Annotated in this window: 22 protein-coding genes and 1 tRNA gene; 13 read left to right on the forward strand and 10 right to left on the reverse strand. The window is 64.7% G+C overall.

What is annotated here, in order from left to right; genetic code table 11:
• The first annotated feature begins 12 nt into the window (after nucleotides 1–12).
• Together OYT95_RS09810 and OYT95_RS09815 are read left to right on the forward strand one after the other, a co-directional pair.
• The gene (locus OYT95_RS09810) at nucleotides 13–1,698 is read left to right on the forward strand and encodes an ABC transporter family substrate-binding protein (protein ID WP_268791324.1); all 1,686 of its coding nucleotides are present in this window, start codon (nucleotides 13–15) and stop codon (nucleotides 1,696–1,698) included.
• 49 nt (nucleotides 1,699–1,747) lie between these two features.
• A complete protein-coding gene (locus tag OYT95_RS09815) occupies nucleotides 1,748–2,353 on the forward strand; it encodes a hypothetical protein (RefSeq protein ID WP_268791325.1) in 606 nt (201 codons plus the stop codon).
• 4 nt (nucleotides 2,354–2,357) lie between these two features.
• Here OYT95_RS09815 and OYT95_RS09820 read toward each other — a convergent pair whose 3' ends face one another.
• The 4 genes from OYT95_RS09820 to OYT95_RS09835 all read right to left on the reverse strand — a co-directional run bounded on the left by OYT95_RS09820 (nucleotide 2,358) and on the right by OYT95_RS09835 (nucleotide 6,732).
• Nucleotides 2,358–2,726 carry a hypothetical protein gene (locus OYT95_RS09820; RefSeq protein WP_268791326.1) on the reverse strand — a complete coding sequence of 123 codons (369 nt, stop codon included), beginning with the start codon at nucleotides 2,724–2,726 and terminating at the stop codon, nucleotides 2,358–2,360.
• Between the two features lie 197 nt (nucleotides 2,727–2,923).
• Nucleotides 2,924–4,729, reverse strand: a complete 1,806-nt coding sequence (locus tag OYT95_RS09825; RefSeq protein WP_268791327.1) for a zinc ribbon domain-containing protein — start codon at nucleotides 4,727–4,729, stop codon at nucleotides 2,924–2,926.
• A 755-nt stretch (nucleotides 4,730–5,484) separates the two neighbouring features.
• A complete protein-coding gene (dcd, locus tag OYT95_RS09830; protein ID WP_073359327.1) occupies nucleotides 5,485–6,054 on the reverse strand; it encodes a dCTP deaminase in 570 nt (189 codons plus the stop codon).
• A gap of 9 nt (nucleotides 6,055–6,063) precedes the next feature.
• The gene (locus OYT95_RS09835; protein ID WP_268791328.1) at nucleotides 6,064–6,732 is read right to left on the reverse strand and encodes a TetR/AcrR family transcriptional regulator; all 669 of its coding nucleotides are present in this window, start codon (nucleotides 6,730–6,732) and stop codon (nucleotides 6,064–6,066) included.
• Nucleotides 6,733–6,818: 86 nt separating this feature from the next.
• On the opposite strand from OYT95_RS09835, the gene OYT95_RS09840 reads away from it, so the two are divergent.
• From OYT95_RS09840 to OYT95_RS09860, 5 genes are all read left to right on the forward strand, one after another.
• Nucleotides 6,819–7,643, forward strand: coding sequence for an oxygenase MpaB family protein (locus OYT95_RS09840; RefSeq protein ID WP_268791329.1), 825 nt, complete (start codon nucleotides 6,819–6,821; stop codon nucleotides 7,641–7,643).
• 96 nt (nucleotides 7,644–7,739) lie between these two features.
• A tRNA-Gly gene (locus OYT95_RS09845) sits at nucleotides 7,740–7,813 on the forward strand.
• 22 nt (nucleotides 7,814–7,835) lie between these two features.
• Complete coding sequence (locus OYT95_RS09850) at nucleotides 7,836–8,450, forward strand: hypothetical protein (protein WP_268791330.1); 615 nt, start codon at nucleotides 7,836–7,838, stop codon at nucleotides 8,448–8,450.
• A complete protein-coding gene (locus OYT95_RS09855; protein ID WP_268791331.1) occupies nucleotides 8,443–8,850 on the forward strand; it encodes a hypothetical protein in 408 nt (135 codons plus the stop codon). Before OYT95_RS09850 ends, OYT95_RS09855 begins: the two co-directional genes overlap by 8 nt.
• Nucleotides 8,851–9,192: 342 nt before the next feature.
• Nucleotides 9,193–9,699, forward strand: a complete 507-nt coding sequence (locus OYT95_RS09860) for a cupin domain-containing protein (RefSeq protein ID WP_268791332.1) — start codon at nucleotides 9,193–9,195, stop codon at nucleotides 9,697–9,699.
• 245 nt (nucleotides 9,700–9,944) lie between these two features.
• Here the strand turns inward: OYT95_RS09860 and OYT95_RS09865 are convergent, their stop codons facing one another.
• Nucleotides 9,945–10,589: a maleylpyruvate isomerase family mycothiol-dependent enzyme gene (locus tag OYT95_RS09865; protein ID WP_268791333.1), complete on the reverse strand. Its 645-nt coding sequence runs from the start codon at nucleotides 10,587–10,589 to the stop codon at nucleotides 9,945–9,947.
• Nucleotides 10,590–11,008: 419 nt separating this feature from the next.
• On the opposite strand from OYT95_RS09865, the gene OYT95_RS09870 reads away from it, so the two are divergent.
• Nucleotides 11,009–11,803 (forward strand): hypothetical protein, encoded by a 795-nt coding sequence (locus OYT95_RS09870; protein ID WP_268791334.1) that lies wholly within the window; start codon nucleotides 11,009–11,011, stop codon nucleotides 11,801–11,803.
• Nucleotides 11,804–12,099: 296 nt separating this feature from the next.
• Here OYT95_RS09870 and OYT95_RS09875 read toward each other — a convergent pair whose 3' ends face one another.
• The 3 genes from OYT95_RS09875 to OYT95_RS09885 form a co-directional block, all read right to left on the reverse strand.
• Nucleotides 12,100–12,384, reverse strand: coding sequence for a YciI family protein (locus tag OYT95_RS09875; protein WP_037235452.1), 285 nt, complete (start codon nucleotides 12,382–12,384; stop codon nucleotides 12,100–12,102).
• Nucleotides 12,385–12,884: 500 nt separating this feature from the next.
• Entirely contained in the window at nucleotides 12,885–14,132 is a 1,248-nt protein-coding gene (locus tag OYT95_RS09880) for an Nramp family divalent metal transporter (RefSeq protein ID WP_442972563.1), read from the reverse strand.
• 300 nt (nucleotides 14,133–14,432) lie between these two features.
• Entirely contained in the window at nucleotides 14,433–15,371 is a 939-nt protein-coding gene (locus tag OYT95_RS09885; protein ID WP_268791336.1) for a dihydrodipicolinate synthase family protein, read from the reverse strand.
• A gap of 171 nt (nucleotides 15,372–15,542) precedes the next feature.
• Here OYT95_RS09885 and OYT95_RS09890 point away from each other — a divergent pair, with 171 nt between their 5' ends.
• Nucleotides 15,543–16,598: a LacI family DNA-binding transcriptional regulator gene (locus OYT95_RS09890; protein WP_268791337.1), complete on the forward strand. Its 1,056-nt coding sequence runs from the start codon at nucleotides 15,543–15,545 to the stop codon at nucleotides 16,596–16,598.
• A gap of 515 nt (nucleotides 16,599–17,113) precedes the next feature.
• Nucleotides 17,114–17,767 (forward strand): hypothetical protein, encoded by a 654-nt coding sequence (locus tag OYT95_RS09895; protein WP_268791338.1) that lies wholly within the window; start codon nucleotides 17,114–17,116, stop codon nucleotides 17,765–17,767.
• A gap of 148 nt (nucleotides 17,768–17,915) precedes the next feature.
• Here OYT95_RS09895 and OYT95_RS09900 read toward each other — a convergent pair whose 3' ends face one another.
• The gene (locus tag OYT95_RS09900; RefSeq protein WP_268791339.1) at nucleotides 17,916–18,851 is read right to left on the reverse strand and encodes a LysR family transcriptional regulator; all 936 of its coding nucleotides are present in this window, start codon (nucleotides 18,849–18,851) and stop codon (nucleotides 17,916–17,918) included.
• Between the two features lie 502 nt (nucleotides 18,852–19,353).
• Here OYT95_RS09900 and OYT95_RS09905 point away from each other — a divergent pair.
• The 3 genes from OYT95_RS09905 (at nucleotide 19,354) to OYT95_RS09915 (ending at nucleotide 21,698) form a co-directional block, all read left to right on the forward strand.
• The gene (locus tag OYT95_RS09905; RefSeq protein ID WP_268791340.1) at nucleotides 19,354–19,935 is read left to right on the forward strand and encodes a hypothetical protein; all 582 of its coding nucleotides are present in this window, start codon (nucleotides 19,354–19,356) and stop codon (nucleotides 19,933–19,935) included.
• 7 nt (nucleotides 19,936–19,942) lie between these two features.
• Nucleotides 19,943–20,779, forward strand: a complete 837-nt coding sequence (locus OYT95_RS09910) for a mycofactocin-coupled SDR family oxidoreductase (RefSeq protein WP_268791341.1) — start codon at nucleotides 19,943–19,945, stop codon at nucleotides 20,777–20,779.
• Nucleotides 20,780–20,939: 160 nt separating this feature from the next.
• Nucleotides 20,940–21,698: an SDR family oxidoreductase gene (locus OYT95_RS09915; protein WP_268791342.1), complete on the forward strand. Its 759-nt coding sequence runs from the start codon at nucleotides 20,940–20,942 to the stop codon at nucleotides 21,696–21,698.
• 184 nt (nucleotides 21,699–21,882) lie between these two features.
• Here OYT95_RS09915 and OYT95_RS09920 read toward each other — a convergent pair whose 3' ends face one another.
• Nucleotides 21,883–22,389 (reverse strand): hypothetical protein, encoded by a 507-nt coding sequence (locus OYT95_RS09920; RefSeq protein WP_268791343.1) that lies wholly within the window; start codon nucleotides 22,387–22,389, stop codon nucleotides 21,883–21,885.
• Nucleotides 22,390–23,104 lie beyond the last annotated feature (715 nt).

Below are 23,104 nucleotides of genomic sequence, written 5' to 3' on the forward strand. Positions count from 1 at the left end.
GAAGGGCACCCCATGAGGATTCGTTCGGCACGCACCCGCCTCGCGGTATCGATCCTGGCCATCGGACTTGTTCTCGGTGGCTGCGGCGGTTCGGACACCGGCGACGTCGAGGCCGGATCCGGATCGATCGGCACCACCAACGACATCAACCCGCACGACCCCAGCGAGCTGCGCGACGGCGGAAACCTGCGGTTGGCGTTGTCGGGTTTCCCCCCGAACTTCAACACGCTGTCCAACGACGGCAACGACACCGAGATCGCCGGCATGCTGAAGCCGATGATGCCCCGCGCGTTCAGCACCGACGCCTCGGGCGCGCTGTCGGTGAACCACGACTACTTCACCGACGTCGCGCTCACCGGCACCGACCCCCAGCAGGTCACGTACACGATCGACCCGAGGGCGGTGTGGTCCGACGGCACCCCGATCACGTGGGCGGACATCCAGTCCCAGGCCGCGGCGCTCAGCGGTGAGAACAAGGACTTCCTGATCGCGAACACGTCCGGGTTCGAGCGGGTGGACAGGGTCGAGCGCGGCGTCGACGACCGTCAGGCGGTGATCACGTTCGCCGAGCCGTACGCCGAATGGAAGGGCCAGTTCGCGGGCAATTCGATGCTCTACCCGAAGTCGGTGACCGCGACCCCCGAGGCGTTCAACGAGAGTCTGCGCGACGGGGTCACGCTGACGTCGGGACCGTTCCGGATCGCGTCGATCGACAGGGCGCAGAACCGAATCACACTGGGCCGCAACCCCGCGTGGTGGGGCAACACCCCGAAACTCGACACCATCACCTACAGCGTTCTCGACGACGCCGCGCGCATTCCCGCTCTGCAGAACAACGAGATCGACGCGTCCGGACTGGGCACCATCGACGAGGTGAAGACCGCACAGGGTTCGGCGGGCATCGCGATCCGCCGGGCTCCGGGAAACCAGTTCTCGCACATCACGTTCAACGGCGCGGAGGGATCAATCCTCGCCGATCCGGAATTGCGGGTGGCGCTGTCCAAGGGAATCGACCGGCAAGGCATCGCGACCGCGATCCAGAACGGTCTGGTCGACGATCCCCAACCGCTGAACAACCACGTCTACCTCAACGGTCAGGAGGGCTACCAGGACAACAGCGCAGCCGTCTCCTACGACCCCGAGGAGGCCGCGAGGCGGCTCGACGAACTCGGCTGGACACTCAACGGCGAGTTCCGGGAGAAGGACGGGCGCAGGCTCGAGATCCGCGACGTGATGTACCAGTCGACCACCTGGGTTCAGATCGCGCAGATCCTTCAGCAGAACCTCGCGCAGATCGGCGTCAAACTGAACATCGACACCCGCGGCGGCACGGGATTCTTCACCGATGTCATCCAGCCCGGCGACTTCGACATCGCCCAATTCTCCTGGGTGGGTGACCCGTTCCCGCTCAGCGGCCTGCCCCAGATCTACGCGTACAACCCCGACGACCTGCAGGGCAATTACGGCCGGATCGGTTCGCCCGAACTGAACGCGCTGATCGAGCGGACGATCTCGGAACTCGACCCGCAGAAGGCGATCGAACTGGCCAACGAGGTGGACACCGCGGTGTTCGAGGAGGGATTCTCGCTGCCGCTGGTGCAGGCGCCGGGCAACGTCGCGGTGCGTGACAACCTGGCGAACTTCGGCGCCGCCGGACTCGCGTCCTACGACTACACGAAGATCGGCTTCCTGAATTAGCGGGTTCGCGGCCGTCCGCTACCCCGTTGCCGTCGGCGCGTGTGCGCTGGTGGTGTGCGGCGCATTCGCCGTGGTCGCCGACGCCGATCAGCTCAGCGCACTGGTCGTGGTCGCGGCGACGGTGCTCGGTGTCACCGGCTACACATGGTTCGCTGCCACCCGTTCAGGGTCGGAGCCAGGGCGCCCTGCCACGGTGCACCGGGTCCGCCAGCAGCATCGGCTGACCAGCAGGTCCTGGATCGAGGTTCGTGAGGAACCGGGTTCACTGTGGATTCCGGTGTTCTTCGATCCCGTCCTGATCACCCTGCCGACCCCGACCGCGGCGACCGTGCACTGCGCGGGGCGTCGCCATGTCGTGGTCTGCGAAGGCCGTCGACTGCTCCCCTCCGGTCGAGCGCGTCGCTCGGAGCCGGCCGGGCGGTTGATCGACAACCCGTCGCGTCCGGATCCGGACGGCCCGGTCCGCGCCCGCATGGCCGCTCGGCCGGTCCGCCGACTCGTCCTCGACGCCCAATTCGCGGTGGCGGCGCCGTTCGTCGGCGCGCTGTGGGTGTACGTCGCGGGCGGTGGGCCTCCGGCGTTCGCCGGCGCGACCTGTGTGTCGGCTGCCGTCGCGGTGTGGTTGGCGGCCGTCCGCGGCTCCGACCCCAGCTGAGGGGTTACGACATGGTGACACCCGCGCTGACGAAACACGGCAGCAGTCCCGCTATCTCGCTCAACACGGGGCCGAATCCCACGGCGGCGGGAACCGCGTCGTTGACGAACGCGACACCCCGGAACCCGGTGGTGAGGTTCGTGAACTGCACGATGGCACCGTTCCACTGCGCGAGCGGCGCGGCGGTGGTGTACCGGATCCTGTCGGGCGCGACCCGCTCCGCGTTGAACGTCAGCCAGGCGCCGGGAGCGCACGTCGACATCGAGCCGGGAATGAAGGGCGCCGCGGAGACGGCCGAGGGCACTGCGAACGACAGTGCGCCGGCGACGGCGACCACTGCGCCCAACCGGCCCACCACTTGTCGAGTAGACATCGGAATCCTTTCGGGGCGCGCCAATCCGTCAGCCCGAGTGCGGCGGAACCGCGTCACTGAGTGTGAAAACCAGGTCAGAGAATTATATCCCCGCAGGTACCTCCCACCGCCAGGGTGAGAAGGCGTCGCCCACGTCCAATTCCAGGCGGTCCTCTTCGAGCAGGACCACCCGGCAACTACGTCTTTCATGGCAGCGTCTACGTAGATTTCATACTGTCTGCCACTGATGTGGCGGGCGATAGAGATGTACGTTTGTCGCGGCTACCCGCATCACCTTGCGGTGGTGTGGGTTTGACCGTGTCCCACACCGACGCTTGTAGTGCAGGAACATGCTGTTTCGGAGTCACCCCCATCCGCTGTATTGCGGTGGGCAGGCTATGGCGGACCCGGCGATGCCGCGGCCGACGCGGTGTCGGACTGTGCTTGTCGCGGCACCGGCGCACCGGCGCATGCTCGGCCCCCCGGACCGTGGACAACTGCCCACGCCGACGAGTGACATTGCCTTTACCGAGCAGCGCGCGTTTGGCCAGGTTCACCCCCGCGACGTGGTCCCGGTTGCCGCCGACCCGGCAGCCCGGGCACCACGCGGTGTGGTAGCCGCCGGGGCGGGAGAGCGGTTCGTCGCAGCCCGGACACAGTGCAGAGGAACCTCGGGCGGGCACCGAGACCACCGTGATACCGGCACCCGCGGCGGTGTGCGCTAGCGCAGTGACTGCTTTACAGCGGGCGGACTGCGCCGCCCGATTATTGTTGACCCGCCCGTGTCCGCGGGTCTCGAGGGTGGTGAGATCCTCCACCGCGATCACCTGCGCCTGGGCGTCGGTGGCGTAGTCGGTGACCTGGCGGGCGAAGTGGAACGCGAGTTCCCGGTTGATCTTTCCACGCTTGATACCCACCGCGGTGCGGTGCGCGTCGAGGACGGCGATCTTCTCCTCCAGCTGGGCGCGGACCTCGGGCGGGGCGGTGGCGGCCAGTCGTGTCAACCGGGCAGCCTTCCGGTGCAGCATCTGGCCTTCGGCTTGCAGGCGGGCCAGTTTGATTCCGAGGCCGCGATCGTCGTAGGTCCAGCCCCGATAGTCCGAGGACAACCCGCCTGGGCCCTCGGCTGCGATGGCGGCCGCACCCAGAGTGGACGGGGACCAATCGACGCCCACCGCCACCGCGCCGTCCATTAGATCGGCTTCAGGGACGAGCTCGGTAGCGGCGCACCGCCACAACAGACCCCGGCGGTCGAGGACCAGGGTCGGCAGATGCCAGTCGGAGACAGCTCTGCCGTGCAGGTGCGCGGGGACGGCGGCGGTCAGCCGAACCCGCTGCCACTGCGCCCGCCCCGCCGGCCTCGGGCAGGTGGGCAACTTCACCGTCAACACCAGCTCGTCACCGGTGACGGCAAGCTGCGCGAGCTGCCGATCGGCGGCCGACAGCCGTGCCATCGCGCTCGTCTGCGGCGGACCCTGCACCTCGGTGATCCGCAACCGGCCGGCCGGTGCCCCGCCGCCGCGGCGAGAGCGGGCGACGAGCTGACGTTGCACGCCCCGAGCGAAGCCCGACGGCACGTAGTCCGCCGACCCGGCCGGCGGCGCCACAACCCCGGTGGCCGGGTCGAATCGGGCCGACAGTGCCGTGATCGCGGCGTCCCGGTAGGCCAGGGTCCGCAGGGTCGCCATCACCTGCGCCGTCACCACCCGGGTCACCCGCGACGGCACATAGACCCCGTCCGGAAAGATCGGGTTCCAGCCGAGACGTGCCGCGGCGGCATGACCTTGCACGGGCAACCTACGGTCCTGGCGGTCACGACCGGCGACAAGCACATCGAACGTCGCCGGCAGCCACAGCCGCGACACCAACTCGCCGCCGGCCGAGGTAACCAGGTCGAGGAGCCACCCCACCCGCAAATCGACGTCGTCGAGGCCGATCGGCTCACCGGTTGCATCGTCGACTGCCCCGTATGGGCGGGTGGTGAACGCGAATTGCCGCGGCGCAGTCGTTCCCGGCCCGGTCATGCCGGCCAACCAGGATCCAGGCACAGCCGAACGAACCGAGTCACGTCCAGTTGACGACAGAGGTCGCCGCCGCAGCAACCAAAACCGAATGGTGGACCGGTGCCGTCGCATCCGCGAGGGTGTAGCGGGCAGGTGCTGTGATCGCCGGGATCAACTCCCGCCGCCCGCCAGACCGCCAGCGCTGCGCCGGACAGAACGTCCGCCGACGGCCCCCTGGCACGATCTTTCACCGCACGGAAAGCGATGCCGCGGACCGTCAGCATCGCCAATTCGGTATAGCGGCGGCATCGTCGAGAAGCCCGCGTTGATTCCGTTTCGACCGCAGCCGATCGAACCGGCCGGACACCGTTGCCAGCAACCATGACGTCATCCACCAACCCTCCACCAGCGATTCATCGGCCTTGTCTCACAAGACCTCGACTGTAACGCCGACCCCCGACAAGCACCGCTCGGTCCACGCCACCTGCGAACCGGGCCAACCGATCTCGCCACACCCCCGGCCCCACCGTGAACCGACCCCTTGGTCGCGTCGCCGAGCATCCGGCCGCACCCCGCCCGCCGGTCCCTCGAGACCCGAACCGCGATCCGTATAGACCCAATACACCTCGCCAGCAATATTGCGACAACAGTTGGCGACCTCCGGGATCGAACGCCCAGAAGAGGGCAACTTCGAATCCCAGTCTTCTCCCACCCGCCGCAATGCACACGAGTAGCGGACCACTCGGTTTGCAGTTTTCTTTCGCGGGCCGCGGGGCTCAGCGCTGCGCGAAGTTGAGGTAGGCCTTCGACGGCGTCGGGCCGCGCTGGCCCTGGTACTTGGAGCCGACGGCGGAGCTGCCGTACGGGTGTTCCGCCGCGCTTGACAGCCGCAGGAGGCACAGTTGGCCGATCTTCATGCCCGGCCACAGGGTGATGGGCAGGTTCGCGACGTTGGAGAGTTCGAGGGTGATGTGTCCGTTGAAGCCGGGGTCGATGAACCCGGCTGTGGAGTGCGTCAGCAGTCCGAGGCGGCCGAGCGAGGACTTGCCCTCGAGGCGTCCCGCCAGGTCGTCGGGCAGCGAACACACCTCCAGCGTGGAGCCGAGAACGAACTCGCCGGGGTGCAGGACGAACGGCTCCCCCTCGGCCGGCTCGACCAGTGTCGTCAGCTCGTCTTGCCGCTGAGCTGGGTCGATGTGCGTGTAGCGGGTGTTGTTGAAGACCCGGAACAGGCTGTCGAGGCGCACATCCACGCTCGAGGGCTGGACCATCGAATCGTCGAACGGGTCGATGCCCAGACGTCCAGCGGAAATTTCGGCACGGAGATCGCGATCGGAGAGGAGCACAGGTAGAGGTTAACGGGTGTGGATGGCCATGGAGAGCAGCAGTTCGGTGCAGGTGTCCACGAGCTCCTCCTCGGGGAGGGTCACGGTGCCGTTCAACCACGCCGTCAGGGTCTGCGCCAGGCCGCCGACCATGAAGTGCGCGGCCAGGTCGAGACGCGGGCTCTCGGCCACCTCGTAGTACCCGACCGTCTGCTTCGTGACCAGGCCCGCGAACAGCCGCGAACTGTCGAGGCGGCGCTGCGCCAGCACCGCGCTCGACTGCGCCACCGAGAACATGAGACGGCCCTGACGCGGATCCTCGGCGACCTCCCGCACGATGTTGCGGACGCCGGCGCGCACGATGTCGCGTTCACCCGGCCCGGCGTTCGACACGGCGTCCAGGGTGCTGGTGGCGATCCGGTCCACGACGTGGTCGTAGACGGCGACGGTGAGCGCGTCGCGGTCGGTGAAGCTCTCGTAGAAATAGCGGGTGGCGAGTCCGGCCTGCTTGCAGACTCCGCGCACGGTCAAGGCGTGGTCGCCGTCCGCGCTGCCCAGCAGGTCGAGTCCCGCCTCGATGAGCTGGCCGCGCCGTTCCGATTTGCGCTGGTCACGCTCCTGGCCGCCATAGACGCGCCCACCGTCGCTCGTCGAGTTTCCGACGTTCGCGTTCATCGGTGCGGTAGCCATGCGCACCATCTTTCCACCGGACTCTGGACGGCGAACATATATGTGAGTACGGTCGTGTTCAGATAGTGAATCCGTGGTGGGGAGAGGGAACAAGAATGTCGACGTCACTCGAAGTACCGGACCGTCTCGATCAGGTCATGGACGGCGCCGGACTACTGGCAGGCGCCGCGAACATCATCATGCAGCTCGCCCATCCCGGGGTCGGGTACGGCGTATACGAGAGCAAGGTCGAGAGCGGCCAGCTGTTCAGGCATCCGATCAAGCGGACCCGCACCACACTGACCTACCTCGTGGTGGCGGCCCGCGGCACCGACGAGGAGAAGGCGGCCTTCCGCACGGGCGTCAACCGCGCCCACGCCAAGGTGCGCTCCACCCCCGACAGCCCCGTGCAGTACAACGCGTTCGACCCCGAACTGCAGCTGTGGGTGGCCGCCTGCATCTACCGCGGGTTCGAAGACGTCAACCGCGCCCTGCACGGCGACCTCTCCCCCGCAGCCGCCGAGTTCTTCTACAAGGAAGGCGCCACGTTCGGCACCACCCTCCAGGTACCCCCGGAGATGTGGCCCGAAGACCGCGTCGCGTTCGACGAGTACTGGAACAAGGCCCTCGACAAGGTGTCCATCGACGACACCATCCGCGAACACGTCCTCTCCATCGCACGCCTCGAATTCCTGCCCGCCATCGTCTCCCGCCTGTTCGGCCGGCTCAACATGTTCTTCACCAACGGCTTCCTCCCCCAGCAGTTCCGCGACGAAATGCACCTCACGTGGACCGACAAAGACCAGAAGCGCTTCGACCGGACCCTGCGCACCATCGGTGCCGTCAGCAGGCGCATCCCCGTCCGCATCCGGGAGTTCCCCTACAACCTGCTCATGTTCGATCTGCGACGCCGAATGAAGGCCGGCAAACCGCTCGTATGACACACCGCGAGTGTGCCCGGGTAGTCCGGATCACCATCTGATAATGTTTCCGCCGCAGGGTGTTGGGCCTGCCTAAGGGCGCCCAATATCGTGCGCGCCGATGTAGTTCAATGGCAGAACATCAGCTTCCCAAGCTGAATACGCGGGTTCGATTCCCGTCATCGGCTCCATCCATCCATCCATTCCATCGAGATGGCAGACACCCTGGCGGTCGCTGTCGAGAGCAGTCTCGTCGACGCAGGAAGCGGCTTCCTGACGGTCCGTACCGGTGTCGCGTACGGCCTGTTCTCGATCGGCGTGGAAATACTTCGCGACCAACCTGACAGCACGTTGTTCGAGGAGTGGGAGAACGTTGCCGAGTGCACCATCAACGCCTCCACATTGTGTGTGATGACCCTGCAGGGCGACCCAGTGGAGGACTTCACCGATCTGACGGTCGTCGAGCCGGGTCGGTACCGGGTACGGGTGCACGCCCGAGGCCGTGATGCGAACTGGGACATGGACGTAACCGAACCGACCGAAGACTATTTGGTGCAACTGTGGCCAGTCCCTCGTGAACGGGGTTTCGTGAGGCTGAAGAAGACCGACACCGCGTGGAGCGAGGTCGACCCGGAGGTCCTGATTGCCGCGCCGGCAGCGGCTCGCGAGTCGGTGCAGGCGCCGAATCCGCAGGCGCCGGGACGGCCGAAGCTCAAACGCCTGGTGAACCGCCAGTGTGTCACGATTCCAGCTTCGGAACTTCACCGCGGTCAGCGACGTGGCACATCTCGACCGTCTGCTTGCCGAGAAACTTCTGGCCTTGCGTGACGACGAACTCCGGTCGGTTGCCCAGTGGCTTCCGCGGCGCGCTCTGACAAAGGCCGGACTTCTCGACATCGAGTGGGTGTCGAACGCTGTCACCGTCCTCGAGGCCGGGCTGTGGGAACGACCGAAGGACATCTACGCCGCGGCCGTGCGGGCGAAGACCGGCGGAGATCCCGAAATGCCGGTCACTCAGTTCGTGTCCGTCTTCGATGGACAGCCTGTCGACCCCGTATTTGGCGCACTGAACGCGCTCATCTATGGCTTTGACCCCGACCCCGCAGTCGCCGCGTTCCTCGCCCTCCACGGCACGCTGCTTGTGTACGGGCCACAGTGGACGGATCTGGTCAGCGAACTCGAAGCTGCCTTCCCGCGAATCGCCACGTGGACCATCGAAGGGTCCTAGTGCCTACCGGAGCACCGGATGACGATCCGCTTACGGAACGAGGGCCGACTTCCGCCGGCATGTGCGGGGACCCAACTTCGTTCCGGTGCAGGTTCCTCAATCGGCATCATGGGTACGAATCAGCGTCACGTGCTCCTCGGCATCACTGCCGGACCTTGCGATCAGTGCCGGTAATGGCCGCCACGACCATCCTCGAATTCTGGCATCGCCTGCGCATCGATCACGGAGCCAGGATTATCGATCGGCTATGCGCCAGAACGTTGACAATGCCGGCGCCGTCGGCGAAAAGTTGAGCAGAGACCTTGTGACCCGATCTGTCAACGTCGTGAGTAGGTGAGAAGCGTGAGCGAAATCGATCCCCCACCGCTGGTCGTCCTGCCGCCGGGGACCGGGCAGACCGGTGACCTGGGCCCGATCGGGGTCGAATTCAAGCTCTGGGGCCGTGACACCGGTGGGGTGTTGTCGGTCGTCGAGCACCCGTTCCCGGTCGGTGCGCTGGTCCCGCCACATCTACATACGCGGGAGGACGAATTCTCGATAGTTACCCAGGGTGCGATCGGATTCCGCTCCGGCGACCGGGAAGCCGTTCTCGAATCCGGCGGATACATCACAAAACCCCGGGGTGAGATGCACACCATGTGGAACGCCGGCACCGTCCCGGCGCGCATGATCGAGATCATCAGTCCGGCCGGCTTCGAACATTGCTTCCTGGAAGTGTCCGAACTGATCGCCGCCGGCGAGCGGGATATCGCCGAGATCGCCGCAATTGCCGAGCGCTACGGTCTGCAATTCGGCGAACCCGACTGGTTGCCCGACGTGATCGCCCGATACAACCTCACACCGCCGTGACACCCGCTTAATCGTCGACGCTATGTGCCCGGTTCACTGGTCGAGGCTGCTCAGCCCGGGCAGTCGGTGAGCCGAAGACAGTCCTGCATGCCGCGTGGGCCGAGGATGTGGGCATGGGCAGATCATCCACGAGTACATGCCCGCTGCACGATCCGCTTACGGAACGAGGGGCCGACTGGCCGGCATGCGGTGCGACGCCACTTCGTCCCGGTGCAGGTTCCGTCAGCGGACGATCTCAAGCGCAGTCAGGTTGTGCAGCGGTCCCGCAGTGTCGGCACGCCCGGCCCGGTGAGGTCATCACAGTAGGCACCGCGACCGGCCATGGCCATCGTGAGCGCCAGGGTCGTGCCGCTGACCATCGGGCCGGCTCCCGTCGTGAAGGGCCCGTCGGTCGCTTCGAGACGAAGACCTGCGATGGTGCTGCGGCCGGCCACGGTGAAGTCCCGCCGGGCGTAGAAGCGGGCAACCTCGGTGACCGTCTCGACGGCGGGCGTGCGCGCGAACCCGAGCGGCCGCCGGATGTCCTGGGCATGCACCACCACCTCACCAAGCCACGCCGCGGTGGGACCCGGCGCCGACGTCGTGCTGGTGACGACCCGCTGGAACCACTCGAGAGTCTCGGCGGGGGTCGCGCCTCGGTACTCGGCCAGACGCCGGTCGTTGTGCAGGTCAAAGTCGAACCGTGCCCCCAGGACACTGCCAAACCAACGAAGCGCACCGATACTCGCCGCCGCCGTGAGGTGAGCAACGACCTCCTCTACCACCCACCGTCCGCACAGCGACTGCTGTGCCCACTGCGCCTCGTGAAGACCAGCGAGGTCATCGGCAAGAGCGGCGCGTTCGGTTGCGACCGCAGACCATAGGGTGGCGCGAGTGAGGGAATTGCGCACGGCGACCTCCAGGTTGAACGGCTGACATCATGGAGACTGCGCGCGAGCGCGAGAATCATCGGTCGATCGGTAACCAAGGTAGCGAGTGCACCCGCCGCCGTTGCCGGAGAGACCGGTGTCCGGCTACTGCCCAGCAGCCACCCGGCGTCTGAACACAGTCGATGGTGCCTCACCCGTCTTCTCTCTTCCAGAACCGGACAACGCCCCGTGAAGTCATCTCCCGATGATGCAGGAGGTTGCGCCGGTCAGCGATCGCTGACCGGTCGACGCCATTCGGGGGTGTTGGGCGCGGCGACGTCTTTGTCCACGCGCGGACAGGTGTGACCTGTACTAATGATGTCGGAGGATGGGCAGACAACCTCTAGCGTCAGTTGAGCGAAGGGATGTCGTGCATGTTGAGCCGACCGAGACGAAGCGGCATGAGCACCCTCGCAGCGAGCGTCCTGTGCGTGCTCTCTGCATCAATGACAGTCGGCTGCTCAGCCGACGAGGCGCGGACGCCGTCCGGTGGAGTTGTCACGCCCGAGTCGCGCGTAGGCGGAGCGGCGAATGAGGCATTCGGCGCGGAGGTGCTCACGCTCTCGGTAGAGGCCAAGAGTGCGGATACGCGTTGGTCCGGCGATGGACTCGTATCCCTACCGGACGGTCGATTTCGGTTCGAGGTCGGTGAAGCGCAACCGCAAGCCAAGTTTGAGATCGGGACCGTGGTCGGCCTTAGAGGAGAAGGTACAGAAAGCACGGTAAGCGAGACTGGCGGTGGATCCACCGGTAGCGCCGGACAGCGGTGTTGGATGAACCCCCATGCGCCGGTTGGCTACTTCACCGACACCATTAGCGTCGAAGAAACATTGCGGGTCACCGGCGCAGTCGTCGAGAGTCTGCGCGACGAGATCAAGCAGGTCCAGGTCCGGTCGACCGACACCTTCGAGGTTGAACTCAAAGACTCGGCAGCACTGCCTGAGGATGAGTTCGCGGGCACACCAGACCGGGTTTGGGGGGATCGCTGGATCCTTGGCCGGCTAGATGGCCCGATTGCAGTCGAGCTCGCCGACGGGGGTTCGTTACGCTCGCTGGAGTTCGAGTTCGGGCCCTATGACCCCTATTCCTTGTTCGGGGAGCAGCATTCGATCGACCGCGTAACGATCAATGCCCGCTTTGCGCCAGCCGACGCCGAACTCGTCCTCGATCCACCGGCCTGCCAATCGATCGAGTGATCGCTTCGCGGCGGAGGTTATCGATCCACAACGACAGATCTACCCAGGCCGGCGGCAAATGCAGCCTTTCCGCAAGCCGAACCATCACCGGGACGCGAACAGCGCCGCGCCCAGCGCGCACCCGGAAGGGTCTGTGCTCGTCCCGATCGAGGATCCGCTTACGGAACGAGGGCCGACTTCCGCCGGCATGCGCGGGGACGCAACTTCGTTCCGGTGCAGGTTTGCTTGCCGGAACGCCGATAGCCCGGCGAGGCGAATTGTGCAATTCGTTGAGTGGGCAGGGAGGTCCCTCTGGCTCAGCGGGTGACCCGACCCAAGACCGGGGTCCATTCGATGATTCGGTGCTGCGGTACGAGTCCATGGATCGCGAAGGGGTCGTTCGCGAAGAGATGCTCGACGACCTCTGCATTGTCGGCATCGACGATGATGAACGCCCCTGAGTCGTCGGCGAAGGGGCCGCAGGTGATCACGGTCCGCTGGTCGACGAGGTCTGCGAGCCAGGCGCGGTGAGCGGTTCGGTGTTGGTCGCGCCCCTCGGCGGTCTCGGCGGTGTAGGTGTATTCGATGACGAAGACCGGCATATGCTCGCTTCCTGGAATGGATGTGACGGTTTCCGCAAGACCCGACCAATGAATTCGGATGGGCCCGGGTCGCGATTCGGTTTCAGGCGAGGTGGTTCGTTCCACCCGGACGCGGGTGTGACCGGGAGAGGTCAGCCGCCGTAGGCCAGGTCTTTGGCCGGGCGGGTTCCGCTGACGTGGTAGTGATGCGGTGCGCACAAGGACATGGGATCGGCGATCGGATTCGGTGGTGCCGCCCCAGATTCCGAAAGGCTCGCCGACGATCTGGGGGTGGTTGCGGCAGGCAGCGTGCAGTTGCCAGTCCCAGAGGTCGGCCAGCGGTGCATACAGGTGGGTGGACAGGGTCGTGTTCAGCATGGACTACTACCCAACCGGTCGGAGGTGCGGCCGGTCGATGAATCGGAGCTGCGGTGTGGAATCGCGCGGCGAGAGCGGTGGTCGACACACCGCATTCGCAGTGTGTCGACCAGGGCCGGGCTCGGTGGGTGGCTGCGTCGTTGTCAGCCGAGCAGTTCGTAGATCAGCAGGCCGGAGAGCGACAGGATGGATACGAAGCCGAGGGCGCCGATGACGTTCTTCCACCAGGTGTTCCGGAGGTTGCCCATCAGCTGGGTGTTGTTGCTCATCACGAACAGCAAGAACCCGAGGAAGGGTGCGATGAGCACGGTGAGGGCTTGGGCGAAGATAATTAGTTGCACCGGTGACTTGGTGAACAGGATGGTGATCACGAGGCCGAAGGCGAGGATCGCGGCGCTGGTGCGTTTGGCGGTCGGGGTGCTGGGCGACGGGCCTTTGCCGAGTCCGTCGGAGAGCATGGTGCCGCCGGCGGTGGCGTTGGCGACCATGGCAGAGAATGCGGCACCCGAGAGGCCGAGTGCGAAGATCGTCGATCCGACCGGTCCGGCGATGGGTTCGAAGATCCTGGCCAGCCCGGCGAGGGTGGTGGCTTCGGCGTTCTGCCGGCCGAGGACGGCGGCGGCGACGATGATGACGAGGGAGGTCATGATGCCCGGGGCCACGATCCCGGGGATGGTGTCGGCGATAGTCGTTTGGCGGTATTCGGCTGCGGTGCGATTGCGTTCGTGTGTTCCGTAGGAAGTGAAGAACGCGGCGTTGAGGGAGAAGTTGGTACCGACCAGGGCGACGACGAGCAGTTGCCCGCCGGGTGGGATGGAGGGGACGAGTCCGTTCACGGCCTGGAACCAGTCGGGTTGGGCGATGACGGCACTGAAGATGAAGGTGGCGGCCAGGAGTGCGACGATGACCAGCAGGACGCGTTCGACGGTGCGGTAGACGTTGCGGAACAGTAGGATCAGGCCGACGAAGACGGTGCAGACCGCGGACCAGATGAGCGGGGAGCCGCCGAACACCATGGACAGGCCGAGCCCGGAGCCGACGGCGTTGCCGACGGAGAAACACAGGGTGATGATGAAGACGCCGATCCCGGCGGCGGTTCCGACGCGGCGACCGAGGATGTCCTTGACGGAGCTGATCATCGACACGGGTGTGCGGATGCCGAGGCGAACACTCATGTCGGCGTAGACGAGCATGAAGATCGTCGACAGGGCGATGACCCAGATCAGCGAGTAGCTGTATTCGCTGCCGGCTTGGACGGCGCTGGCGAGATTTCCGGGCCCGAACTGCCATGCCCCGGCGATGAACGCCGGCCCCGCCATCGCCAGGGTCCGGACGAAGGTGCGTTGCGACCAGTGAGAGCCGGCCGGTGGTCGGGGTGCGCCTGCGACCACTGATGTGCCTCCGGCGGAATCGGCTGATGTGCTCATCGATGAGCCTACTTTCTGGTGTTCGAGCCGCCGATGCGGAGTGAGGCGCCGAGGATAGACGGCGCCGCCGGCTCGAAGGGGGAAGTACGGCGACCACGGCCGCGGCGGGCCGGAAGTGGCCCGGGACTACTCGGGGGTGGTGCCGCCGCCCGGCCCGGGGGGTGTGCGGGCCGGGCGGCGGGACCAGCGCGCGGTGCTCAGATACCGCACGCAACGGACTCTCTTACAGAATCCGGATCCTGAACCGGCGAGGGGTGGGCCGGGTCAAACGGGAACGGTGACCGAGGACAGCCCGGCCGACCGCAGAGCGGCGGCGATCTCGGCACCCGCGCCCTCTGCCAGCGGCAGCAACGGCGGACGCACGGTGGCATGCTCGAGGATGCCGCGGGCGACCAGGCCTTCCTTGAGGGCGACGGTGCCTTCCATGTGCGAGCCGCGGTGGTAGACGTTGGCCGTCACCGGCAGCAGACGGTCGTGGATCGCGCGGGCGGCGGAGTAGTCCTTGGCCTTGCCGGCGGCGATGAGCTCGACCAGCGGCTCGGGAGCGAGTCCGCCGTAGCCGACGAGCAGGCCGTCGACGTCGAACACCGTGTGCAGCAGGTACTCGTCGTGGCAGCTCAGGATCTGCAGGTCGGGGTTCTCGCGACGCAGGACCGGGATCTCCCGGTCCCAGCGGCGCATGTTCCGCACCCCGTTCTTGGTGGCGAACACGCCGGGCTGGGCGGCGATCTCGAGCTGGGTGTCCAGGTTGTAGGTGGCCTTGGTGACGTCCGGGTACTGGAACAGGATCAGCGGCAGACCGGAGCCTTCGTAGATGGCCTTGTACCGATCCTGCGGTGCGCCGTCCTGGTAGCCGAACCGCAGCCACCCGTGCGACGGGTACACCAGACCGGCGGAGGCGCCGGCGTCCACGGCGCGCTGGGCTTCTTCCACCGAGACGGCGGTGCCCTCGCCGGTGATGCCGGCGATGATCGGCAGCCGGCCGTCGACGGAGTCCTTGAACGCGGCGATGACGCGGACCTGCTCGTCCTGGGTGAGGAAGGTGCCCTCACCGGCGTGGCCGAGGACGACCAGGCCCTTGACGCCGTCGACACTGCCGAGCCACGAGCCGAGGCGCTGGATGGCGTCGTAGTCGACGGCGCCGTCCCGGGTGAACGGGGTCACCGGTGCCGGGGTGAGGCCGCGGAGGTCGAGTGTGCTCATGGGGTGCTCTTTCCCTCGAAGAAACTTTGCAAACGTTCCCGGGAACGTTCCCGTGAACGATTTCATCGTGCGCTACGATCGGTAACTGTGTCAAGGGTCACCACGGAGGACGCGGTGATCAGGCCTTCTCAGTGGGTCGACAGACCACCGAAGGCGGTAGAGAGGAAGGCCATGGAAGCGAACGGGAGCGCGCAGCGGATGCGGGAAAAGAGCAGGGTGGTCACGCTGCGGGAAGTCGCGGAGGCAGCCGGCGTGAGCACCTCGACCGTGAGCCGGGTGCTCGACGATCGGGTACCGCCCTCGCGGTCGGCCACCGCCGAACGGGTGCGCGCGGTCGCCGATCAACTCGGCTACCGGCGCAACACCTTCGCCTCCAGCCTGCGGCGCGGCCAGACTGCGACCATCGGAGTGCTCGTCCCGCGGTTGAGCGACACCGTTATGGCGTTGATGTTCGAGGCCATCAGCCGTGCCGCGACCCGGCTCGGTTACTTCACCGTCGTCGCGACGACCGGTGACGACCCCACCGACGAAGGCGAGGCGGCACGCACTCTCCTCGCCCGCAACGTCGACGGCCTGATTATCGCCTCCAGCCTCCGCGAGGATCCGCTACCGCGCGAGCTTCGCGAGCAGGGGGTGCCACACGCACTCGTCCTGCGCACCGATGGCATCAGCCCGTCCTCGATCGGCGACGACGAAGCCGGCGGCTACCTCGCTACCCGGCACCTGATCGACCTCGGGCACACCGACATCGCCGTGCTGTCCGGTCCGCTCTTCACCTCCACCGCCACCGGACGCCTCGCCGGAGCGCGGCGGGCTCTGCAGGAGGCAGGAATCACGGTCAACCCGGACCGGCTCATCGAAACCACCTTCGGCATCGAAAGCGGCGAAGAAGCCGGACGCCGACTCTTCAACTCCTCCACCCCGCCCACCGCGGTCTTCGCGGCCAACGACAATCTCGCGCTCGGCGTCATCGCGGCCGCCCATCAACGGTCCCTATCCATCGGCGGCGACATCGCACTGGTCGGGTACAACGACATCCCCCTCGCACATCTACTTCCCGTCCCGCTGACCTCGGTGCGCACCCCGTTCGACCAGATCGCCGCCACCGCCCTCGATCTCATGCTCGAACCCGCCCTCGTCGACAACCCGATCAGGCGTGCCCTCCCGACCCTGATCCCCCGACGTTCATCCGGAACACACCGAACCCCAGTCGGTTCACCACACTGAGAAAGCGGTACAGGTCGCAACTTCTCTACTACTCTCGATCGGCGTCTTCAGCACTGCCCTTACGCCGCTGCCGCAGGACCACGTCCTGACCTCCCCGGACGCGGGACAGCTCGCTGGAACGTCGCGACGATTGATCCAAGGACCGCCAAGGGAACAGCGAAGAGAAGCAATCCCCAGTAAGAGGCTTACGCCCAATTCACCAGCCCGGCGATCGCCAAACCGACGAGTGCCGCGACGGCAAACCAGGAAACCCACTTTCGCATTGCTAATGCCGCCACCACAGGCGGTGCCGCGAGCAACAGTCCCAGACCGAACAGCGGCCATACCCCCAGGACATGGACGATACGGTCATCACACCGAAAAAAGGATCGGCTTTCGCCGATCTTCCGGCACTCCAACGACACCTCAGCCATTGACGCCGAGGTCCCGACATCCGCAGTGAACACCAACGCGGCCACAGCTAAGGCTCACCCGGAATGCCGGGCTCTGCCAATGCTGCGGGTTACGGTCTGCCGGTGAATCTCGATCTCGTTGATCGGTGTGGCCCGATCGTTGCCGCCCTGATCGGCGGTGTGCTCGCTGGCCTCGCTCTCCGCGAATCGGAGGTACTCGACCACACCATCGCTGCGAAGGACGGCCTGAGCGGGGTGCTGGTCACTCCGCAGTGGGCCGGAACTATCGCAGCAGTCGTTGCCGTCGCCGTGCTGACGATGCTGCTGCGGTTGCGTTCCGGGATCGGCGCAGCCGCCACCGCGCTCGTGGGCGCCGCAGCGATCGGCCTGCCTGCTGTTGTGGCGGTGGCGACCGAACCGGCCCTGACCCTGAACGCGGTGGGTGCCGGCCTGATGCTCGGTGCGGCGGCGTACCCGACTGCGGGGCGGCGGGCTCCACTGATTGCGCTGGCTCTCGGGGTGCTGGCGGCGACCGTGTTCTTCGGTGTGGCCCGCTTGTGGCGGGTTCCGGCGCAACGATGGTCGGTCGCACGCTACGACAACCGGCGATCTTGTTGCTGTTGGATCCGGAAGGTAGATGTGGCGACCGCGGCCAGATATGAGAAAGCCCCTCGGACCAGTGGCCTTCGCGGCTTTCATGTATTAACAGAGATATCCGGGTCCGGCGTGACTCTCCAATCGGTGCCGCCACCACACCGTGGGGGAAGTAAACCGTAGATGTGGGGCTGGTCGACAGTCGCTGTTGGCCCGATCAGTCGTCGTACGAGCAGGTGGTGACCTCACTCGAGCTACTCCCGGACGCAGCTCGGCCAGGCCACCGATGCGGCCGCCCAGGATGAACCAGTTGCCTGTCCTTATGGCTTGGCTACCCCTCGGAGGTGGCCGAATAGGTACTCCGCGCCACGTCGAAGAGCGCATCGACGCCTGGATGGTTGCGATCAGCACGCGCACAGAGAAAGACTTCGCTTGGTGGTGCGTCGCGGATCGGTATGAATGCAATATCTGGCCTGTGATAGTAAAAAGTTGCCGACGCTGGAACGATACTAATTGCTCTATCGATTGCCGCCAATTCTATCTGCTCTTCGAACGTTAGAACCGATGGCCCGTAAGGCGGGCTCGTGCCGTTGGGAGAAGGATCGAGTGACCACCAATTGTGCCAATCGTTGGGCACGTTGGTTCGGGTCACTCTGGGTTCGGATTGCAAATCTTCGATGGTGAGATAGCTTGCGTTTGCCATCCGATTACTGCGCGAGATCATGACCATTCGAGGCTCGGAAACGAGCTTCACAAAACGCAGGCCAGTAAGGTCGAGTGGCCCTCTCGCGATGCATGCGTCTATCTCCGATGACTGTACGGATGAATTCTGCTCAGAAAAGTCGACGGAGATGAGCTCAAGTTCGAATTGCTTAAAATCATCCTCGAACCGCCGAACGAAGACTGCCGTTAGCGGCCCCGCCGCAAGGGGTACAAAACCTAACCTTATCTTATCTCTACTGCCCCGGAGAATGGACCAAACCAGCGCATCAAAACGATCGGCTTCTTTAATGATTCGGCCGGCGGATTCTAATAGAACCTGCCCCTCCTGTGTCAGTTGAGCGCCACGAGGAGTGCGATCGAACAGCTGGATACCAATTTCGTCTTCCAGTTTTCTGATCTGCTCGCTCAGGGATGTCGGTGAGACGAAGAGTTCCTGTGCAGCACGACCAAAATGCCGGTGCTTTGCAACGGCTTGAAAGAGCATCAACCGCCGCAGATTCAGATTCAGCCGGCTTCCGCCATCGCCGTGCTCCGCTCGACTCATCCGCTCGACTCACCCTCTGTCATCTATCGCCACCTCTTGTGGCGCGAGACCGATTGTCGTCGCGCACACTCGGAGGGTCAGATCCGTGACACCAGATTGGGCGATCGCAGGTTCCTCCAGCAGCGGGGATTACTTCATGATCCCACAGAGTGGCCTGGGCAACACTGGGGATCTACCTAGCGTTGAACCAGTGAAGGGCTGCGGTGGATTGCCGGATCTGCAGGACGCCCTGGGGTGACCGCCGACGCGCGAGGGGGTTTGCGGGCGCCTGCCCTGGGGTGCGGATGCACGCGGGAGGAGGCGTGCGGCGGGCAGACCCCGGACGTTCCAGCCGGGCTCAAGGGCTACCGAGATTCTCATCCGGTTTTCCCGAAGACGATCGAAAGAATCGGGATGGCGTAGATCACACTATCGACGTAGGTTTGTCATGCAACACATTAAAGGCGGTCCTTTTTGACCGTCGCATTATCAGCCCCGCACAGCCCGTAAACAGGAGACTTCCATGCCCAACTTCGATCCGCGCAATGTATGCGTGAGCCCCAATGAACTGCTCGAAAAGACGTCCGATCCTCGCCATATTGCGATGATCAAGAACTACAGGCTGCATGCAATGCTGGAGGTTTCAGGGCGTTGGAAAGAAATCCTGCAGGACAACCTGATGGTAGAGAATCCTCACTATTTCATGTTCTACATGGATCAGTCCCTGACCCTGAATGGACGTGATGAAGTAGCAACGTTCTACTCCGCGCTCGATGGCTCCGGAGGAACGGTGTTCGGACCGTTGAGCGAAAAGATGGCGGTTGCCGACTGGGGGTTGGCGATCGAGTCGCACTTCGCGCACCACCTGCGTGGCTATCAGATCGAGGCTATGGGACTGACAGTCGAGAATTCGGAAGGTTATTACCAACTCGAGCATTGGTTGAGCACCTTTTGGCCGTACAGTGAGGATTGCCTTCTCATCGGCGAGAGAGTTTACGAGAACCCGGCTAGCCGAACCATTCGAGAGATCGATCCCGCCGAGTTTGTCACCCCTGACATTGCAGCACAGTTGCTGCAACCACTCATCGACGAGTACCAAATCTGACGAATTAATGGGATCACTACCGCTTCGCGGCAAGGTCGCCTTCATCACTGGGGCGGCACGCGGACAAGGACGAAGCCACGCTGTGCGTCTTGCCCGCAACGGGGCGGACGTCATTGCCTTCGATATCTGTGGGTCGGTAACCACGGCTCCGTATGCGATGGCCTCCGATATGGATCTCGCTACGACAGCTACACAAGTCACAGCTCTGGGCCGCCGTATTGTCACCGCTCGGATCGATGTTCGTGATCGCGGTGGACTGCGCGACCAGCTTGACGCCGCTGTCGGGGAGCTGGGAGGCCTCGACATCGTCGTTGCCAACGCCGGATTCGCCAGCTTCTGTCCCGCCGATTCGATGTCGGATGACATCTGGGACGACATGATCGACGTCAATCTGACGGGGGTCTTCAATACGGTCCGCGCGTCTATCCCACATCTTCGCGCCGGCGGCCTCGGCGGTGCGATCGTTCTGACCGGCTCGACGGCCAGCGTCAAGGGCAACGCCAATCTCGTTCACTACACAGCTGCAAAGCATGGAGTGCTCGGTCTGATGAAGGCGCTGGCGATCGAGTTGGGTCCTGACCGCATTCGTGTCAACGCAGTTCTCCCGACAACTACGGACACGGCAATGGTGCACAACAGCGCTCTCTACCAGCTGTTTCTTCCCGATCACCAAGCCCCCACCCGTGATGATGTCGCCGCCGTGCTCCCCGCGCTCCATGCTCTTCCAGAACCATGGGTGGACCCGGAGGACATCAGTGCCGCCGTCGAGTATCTGGTGTCCGATACGGGTCGCTTCGTCACCGGGGTTGCGCTCCCTGTCGATGCCGGATGGCTTGTTCGATAGCCGTCGAGGCTTCTCAATGCGGTCTACCTGGAGAGATTCAGACCGCGAAAATATGGGCTCCACCTTTGCAAACGGTCTTCACGCCCGGTGGCGCTGACACACAACAAAGAGATCATTGAGGGATATGCAAATGCGCGATTTTGAAGGAAAAGCTGGATTGGTGAGCGGTGCGGCCGGAGGCATAGGCCGCGCTACGGCAGTGGCGTTCGGCCGCCAGGGCGCCGGTGTCGTGGTTGCCGACCTGGAACACGTTCGCGACCAAGCACTCGAAACCGTCGCCCTCGTCGAAGAGGCCGGGGGAAAGGCGATCTTCATCCCGGTTGACGTCGCCGATTCGACATCAGTCCGGGACATGGTCGACGAGACAGTCGCGCACTTCGGGCGACTCGACTTCGCGCACAACAATGCCGGGATCTCGGGAACAGGGTTCATGGCTGAGATCGACGAGGACGAGTTTGACCGCATCATCGCAGTCGACCTGAAAGGCGTATGGCTCGCGATGAAGTACGAAATCCAATACATGAAGAGCAACGGAGGCGGCACCATTGTCAACACAGCCTCCGAGGCCGGGCTCGTCGGAACGTTGTGGGCCGGCGCGTATGTGGCCGCCAAACATGGAGTCGTCGGACTGACGAAGACAGCTGCCGGCGAATACGCCAACATGGGAATCAGGATCAACGCAGTCGCTCCCGGCGCCATCGGCACACCCATGGTTGCCCAGCTACCCGCGGCCGCGAAGGAGATGATTCTGGCCCCGCAACCGTTGAATCGGCTCGGAACTCCGGATGAAGTGGCAGACGCTGTGGTTTGGCTTTCCTCCGACCAGAGCTCGTTCGTCTTGGGCACAGTCTTGTCGATCGATGGTGGGGCTACGGCAAACGCCGAGTCGTACAACTCCGAGTTGAGCCCGTCCGCTTGACGTTACGACAGGAGGTGAGACCGATCTTCCCGGCTATTTCTGCGCCGGCCACTTGCGCTTGTTAGGGGCGATGCAGGCGAAACGGGCTGAGCGCCGTTCTGCGGTTCTCGGGTTCGTTTTAGCCATCGCCATACCGGCCAGACCAAGCTGTTCAGCGCGGTCGCCAGCTTAACTCGGCCGTTCGTTACGGGATGCTGTTGCAGGTTACTCGGAAGTTCGTGAAGTCCCCGTTGGCAAAGGTGTAGTGAAACAATGAGCGCTCGGTCAGCTGAGTGCCGTCGGAGAACGACCATTTGATCAGTAGCTGACCTGAGTTGGTTTCGGCCGGACCGCTGGTAAGCCCACCAACGCTGGCTCCGGTGGCGGTGACGGTGGGCAGGCCTGGTTCGACGGGAACCCCTGTCACCGACACCGTGTACCGGAGGTTGACGCGCTGAACGCCTGCACTCGTGTCGACAGTGCGCACGGAGAAGTTGAAGGTCTCGGTGAGGTTGTACAGCGGCCCGGCCGAGCAGTACGAGGCGGGTCCGACACGGTCAGTGGTATCAGTGAAGGTGTCTTCGGTGACCACCGCCGGCGCTGCCTGTGCCGGTAGTGTCGCCGCGGCGGTGGGAAGGAGAATCAGGGCTGCCACAGGGAGCGAGCGAGCAAGGATGCGAAGGGAACTGCGGATACCGGAAACGGACTTCATGGTGCCTCCTCGGGGCGCAATTGAATCCGCACCGATCTTCCCACTACATGGGACTGCTCGAGGGCGGAATCTTCGTTCAACAAAGGAGAATTCACGAATTGAATGGACCACCAGCACCTTTTGACAGGGGGCTGGTCCGGAGCAGTAGCTGACGATCGCGACCATTGGCTCCGGACGACGAGGCAAGGCGTACTGGGCGCCGTTCTACGGTCACCAGGGTTCGTTTTGACAATGGACAACGGACACCGTTACTCGTTTGATCGGTATGGCCGGGATACTCAGCGCTTCAGCGAATTCGGAAGATACAGCTGTCAACGGACACGAGGAAGTCCGGGCCGGCGGACATGAGATCTCCGGATCTGTGGACATCAAGATTCCGGACGTGCAGTCGTCAAGACCGGTGGTGACCGGTGCCGTCGGTCTGGCGTCGTCAGTCGAGTGGGTGCACTCCGTTGCCGGCGAGGGCGTCGGCGAGGGCGTCGGCGAGGCGGTGTGAATCCCCTGGTCACGATGACCTGGGCGTAGTGCATACTCCGTTGTTATCGACGGTGGCGACACCTCCACGAGGTTCAGCCACGATGCCAGGCGGGGATGAAATGCACTTGGATACGTGGATGTTCGGCCAGCCACGCCCGGACTTCGGCCTTCTTTTTGAGTGGCGTAGATGTCCCTCACCAGATGCAGCTCCCCTCGGGGTGAGTGTGCGGGGCGCTCA

The sequence above is a fragment of the Rhodococcus sp. JS3073 genome (assembly GCF_026810085.1).
Taxonomy (GTDB): Bacteria; Actinomycetota; Actinomycetes; order Mycobacteriales; family Mycobacteriaceae; genus Rhodococcus_F; species Rhodococcus_F wratislaviensis.

What these genes read in the sequence shown, in the direction of transcription:
- OYT95_RS09810 (WP_268791324.1), top strand. Translation starts at nt 13, where the DNA reads ATGAGGATTCGTTCGGCACGCACCCGCCTCGCGGTATCGATCCTGGCC.
- OYT95_RS09820 (WP_268791326.1), bottom strand. Translation starts at nt 2,726, where the DNA reads ATGTCTACTCGACAAGTGGTGGGCCGGTTGGGCGCAGTGGTCGCCGTC.
- OYT95_RS09825 (WP_268791327.1), bottom strand. Translation starts at nt 4,729, where the DNA reads ATGACCGGGCCGGGAACGACTGCGCCGCGGCAATTCGCGTTCACCACC.
- OYT95_RS09835 (WP_268791328.1), bottom strand. Translation starts at nt 6,732, where the DNA reads ATGGTGCGCATGGCTACCGCACCGATGAACGCGAACGTCGGAAACTCG.
- OYT95_RS09840 (WP_268791329.1), top strand. Translation starts at nt 6,819, where the DNA reads ATGTCGACGTCACTCGAAGTACCGGACCGTCTCGATCAGGTCATGGAC.
- OYT95_RS09850 (WP_268791330.1), top strand. Translation starts at nt 7,836, where the DNA reads ATGGCAGACACCCTGGCGGTCGCTGTCGAGAGCAGTCTCGTCGACGCA.
- OYT95_RS09870 (WP_268791334.1), top strand. Translation starts at nt 11,009, where the DNA reads ATGAGCACCCTCGCAGCGAGCGTCCTGTGCGTGCTCTCTGCATCAATG.
- OYT95_RS09875 (WP_037235452.1), bottom strand. Translation starts at nt 12,384, where the DNA reads ATGCCGGTCTTCGTCATCGAATACACCTACACCGCCGAGACCGCCGAG.
- OYT95_RS09885 (WP_268791336.1), bottom strand. Translation starts at nt 15,371, where the DNA reads ATGAGCACACTCGACCTCCGCGGCCTCACCCCGGCACCGGTGACCCCG.
- OYT95_RS09890 (WP_268791337.1), top strand. Translation starts at nt 15,543, where the DNA reads ATGGAAGCGAACGGGAGCGCGCAGCGGATGCGGGAAAAGAGCAGGGTG.
- OYT95_RS09900 (WP_268791339.1), bottom strand. Translation starts at nt 18,851, where the DNA reads ATGAGTCGAGCGGAGCACGGCGATGGCGGAAGCCGGCTGAATCTGAAT.
- OYT95_RS09905 (WP_268791340.1), top strand. Translation starts at nt 19,354, where the DNA reads ATGCCCAACTTCGATCCGCGCAATGTATGCGTGAGCCCCAATGAACTG.
- OYT95_RS09910 (WP_268791341.1), top strand. Translation starts at nt 19,943, where the DNA reads ATGGGATCACTACCGCTTCGCGGCAAGGTCGCCTTCATCACTGGGGCG.
- OYT95_RS09920 (WP_268791343.1), bottom strand. Translation starts at nt 22,389, where the DNA reads ATGAAGTCCGTTTCCGGTATCCGCAGTTCCCTTCGCATCCTTGCTCGC.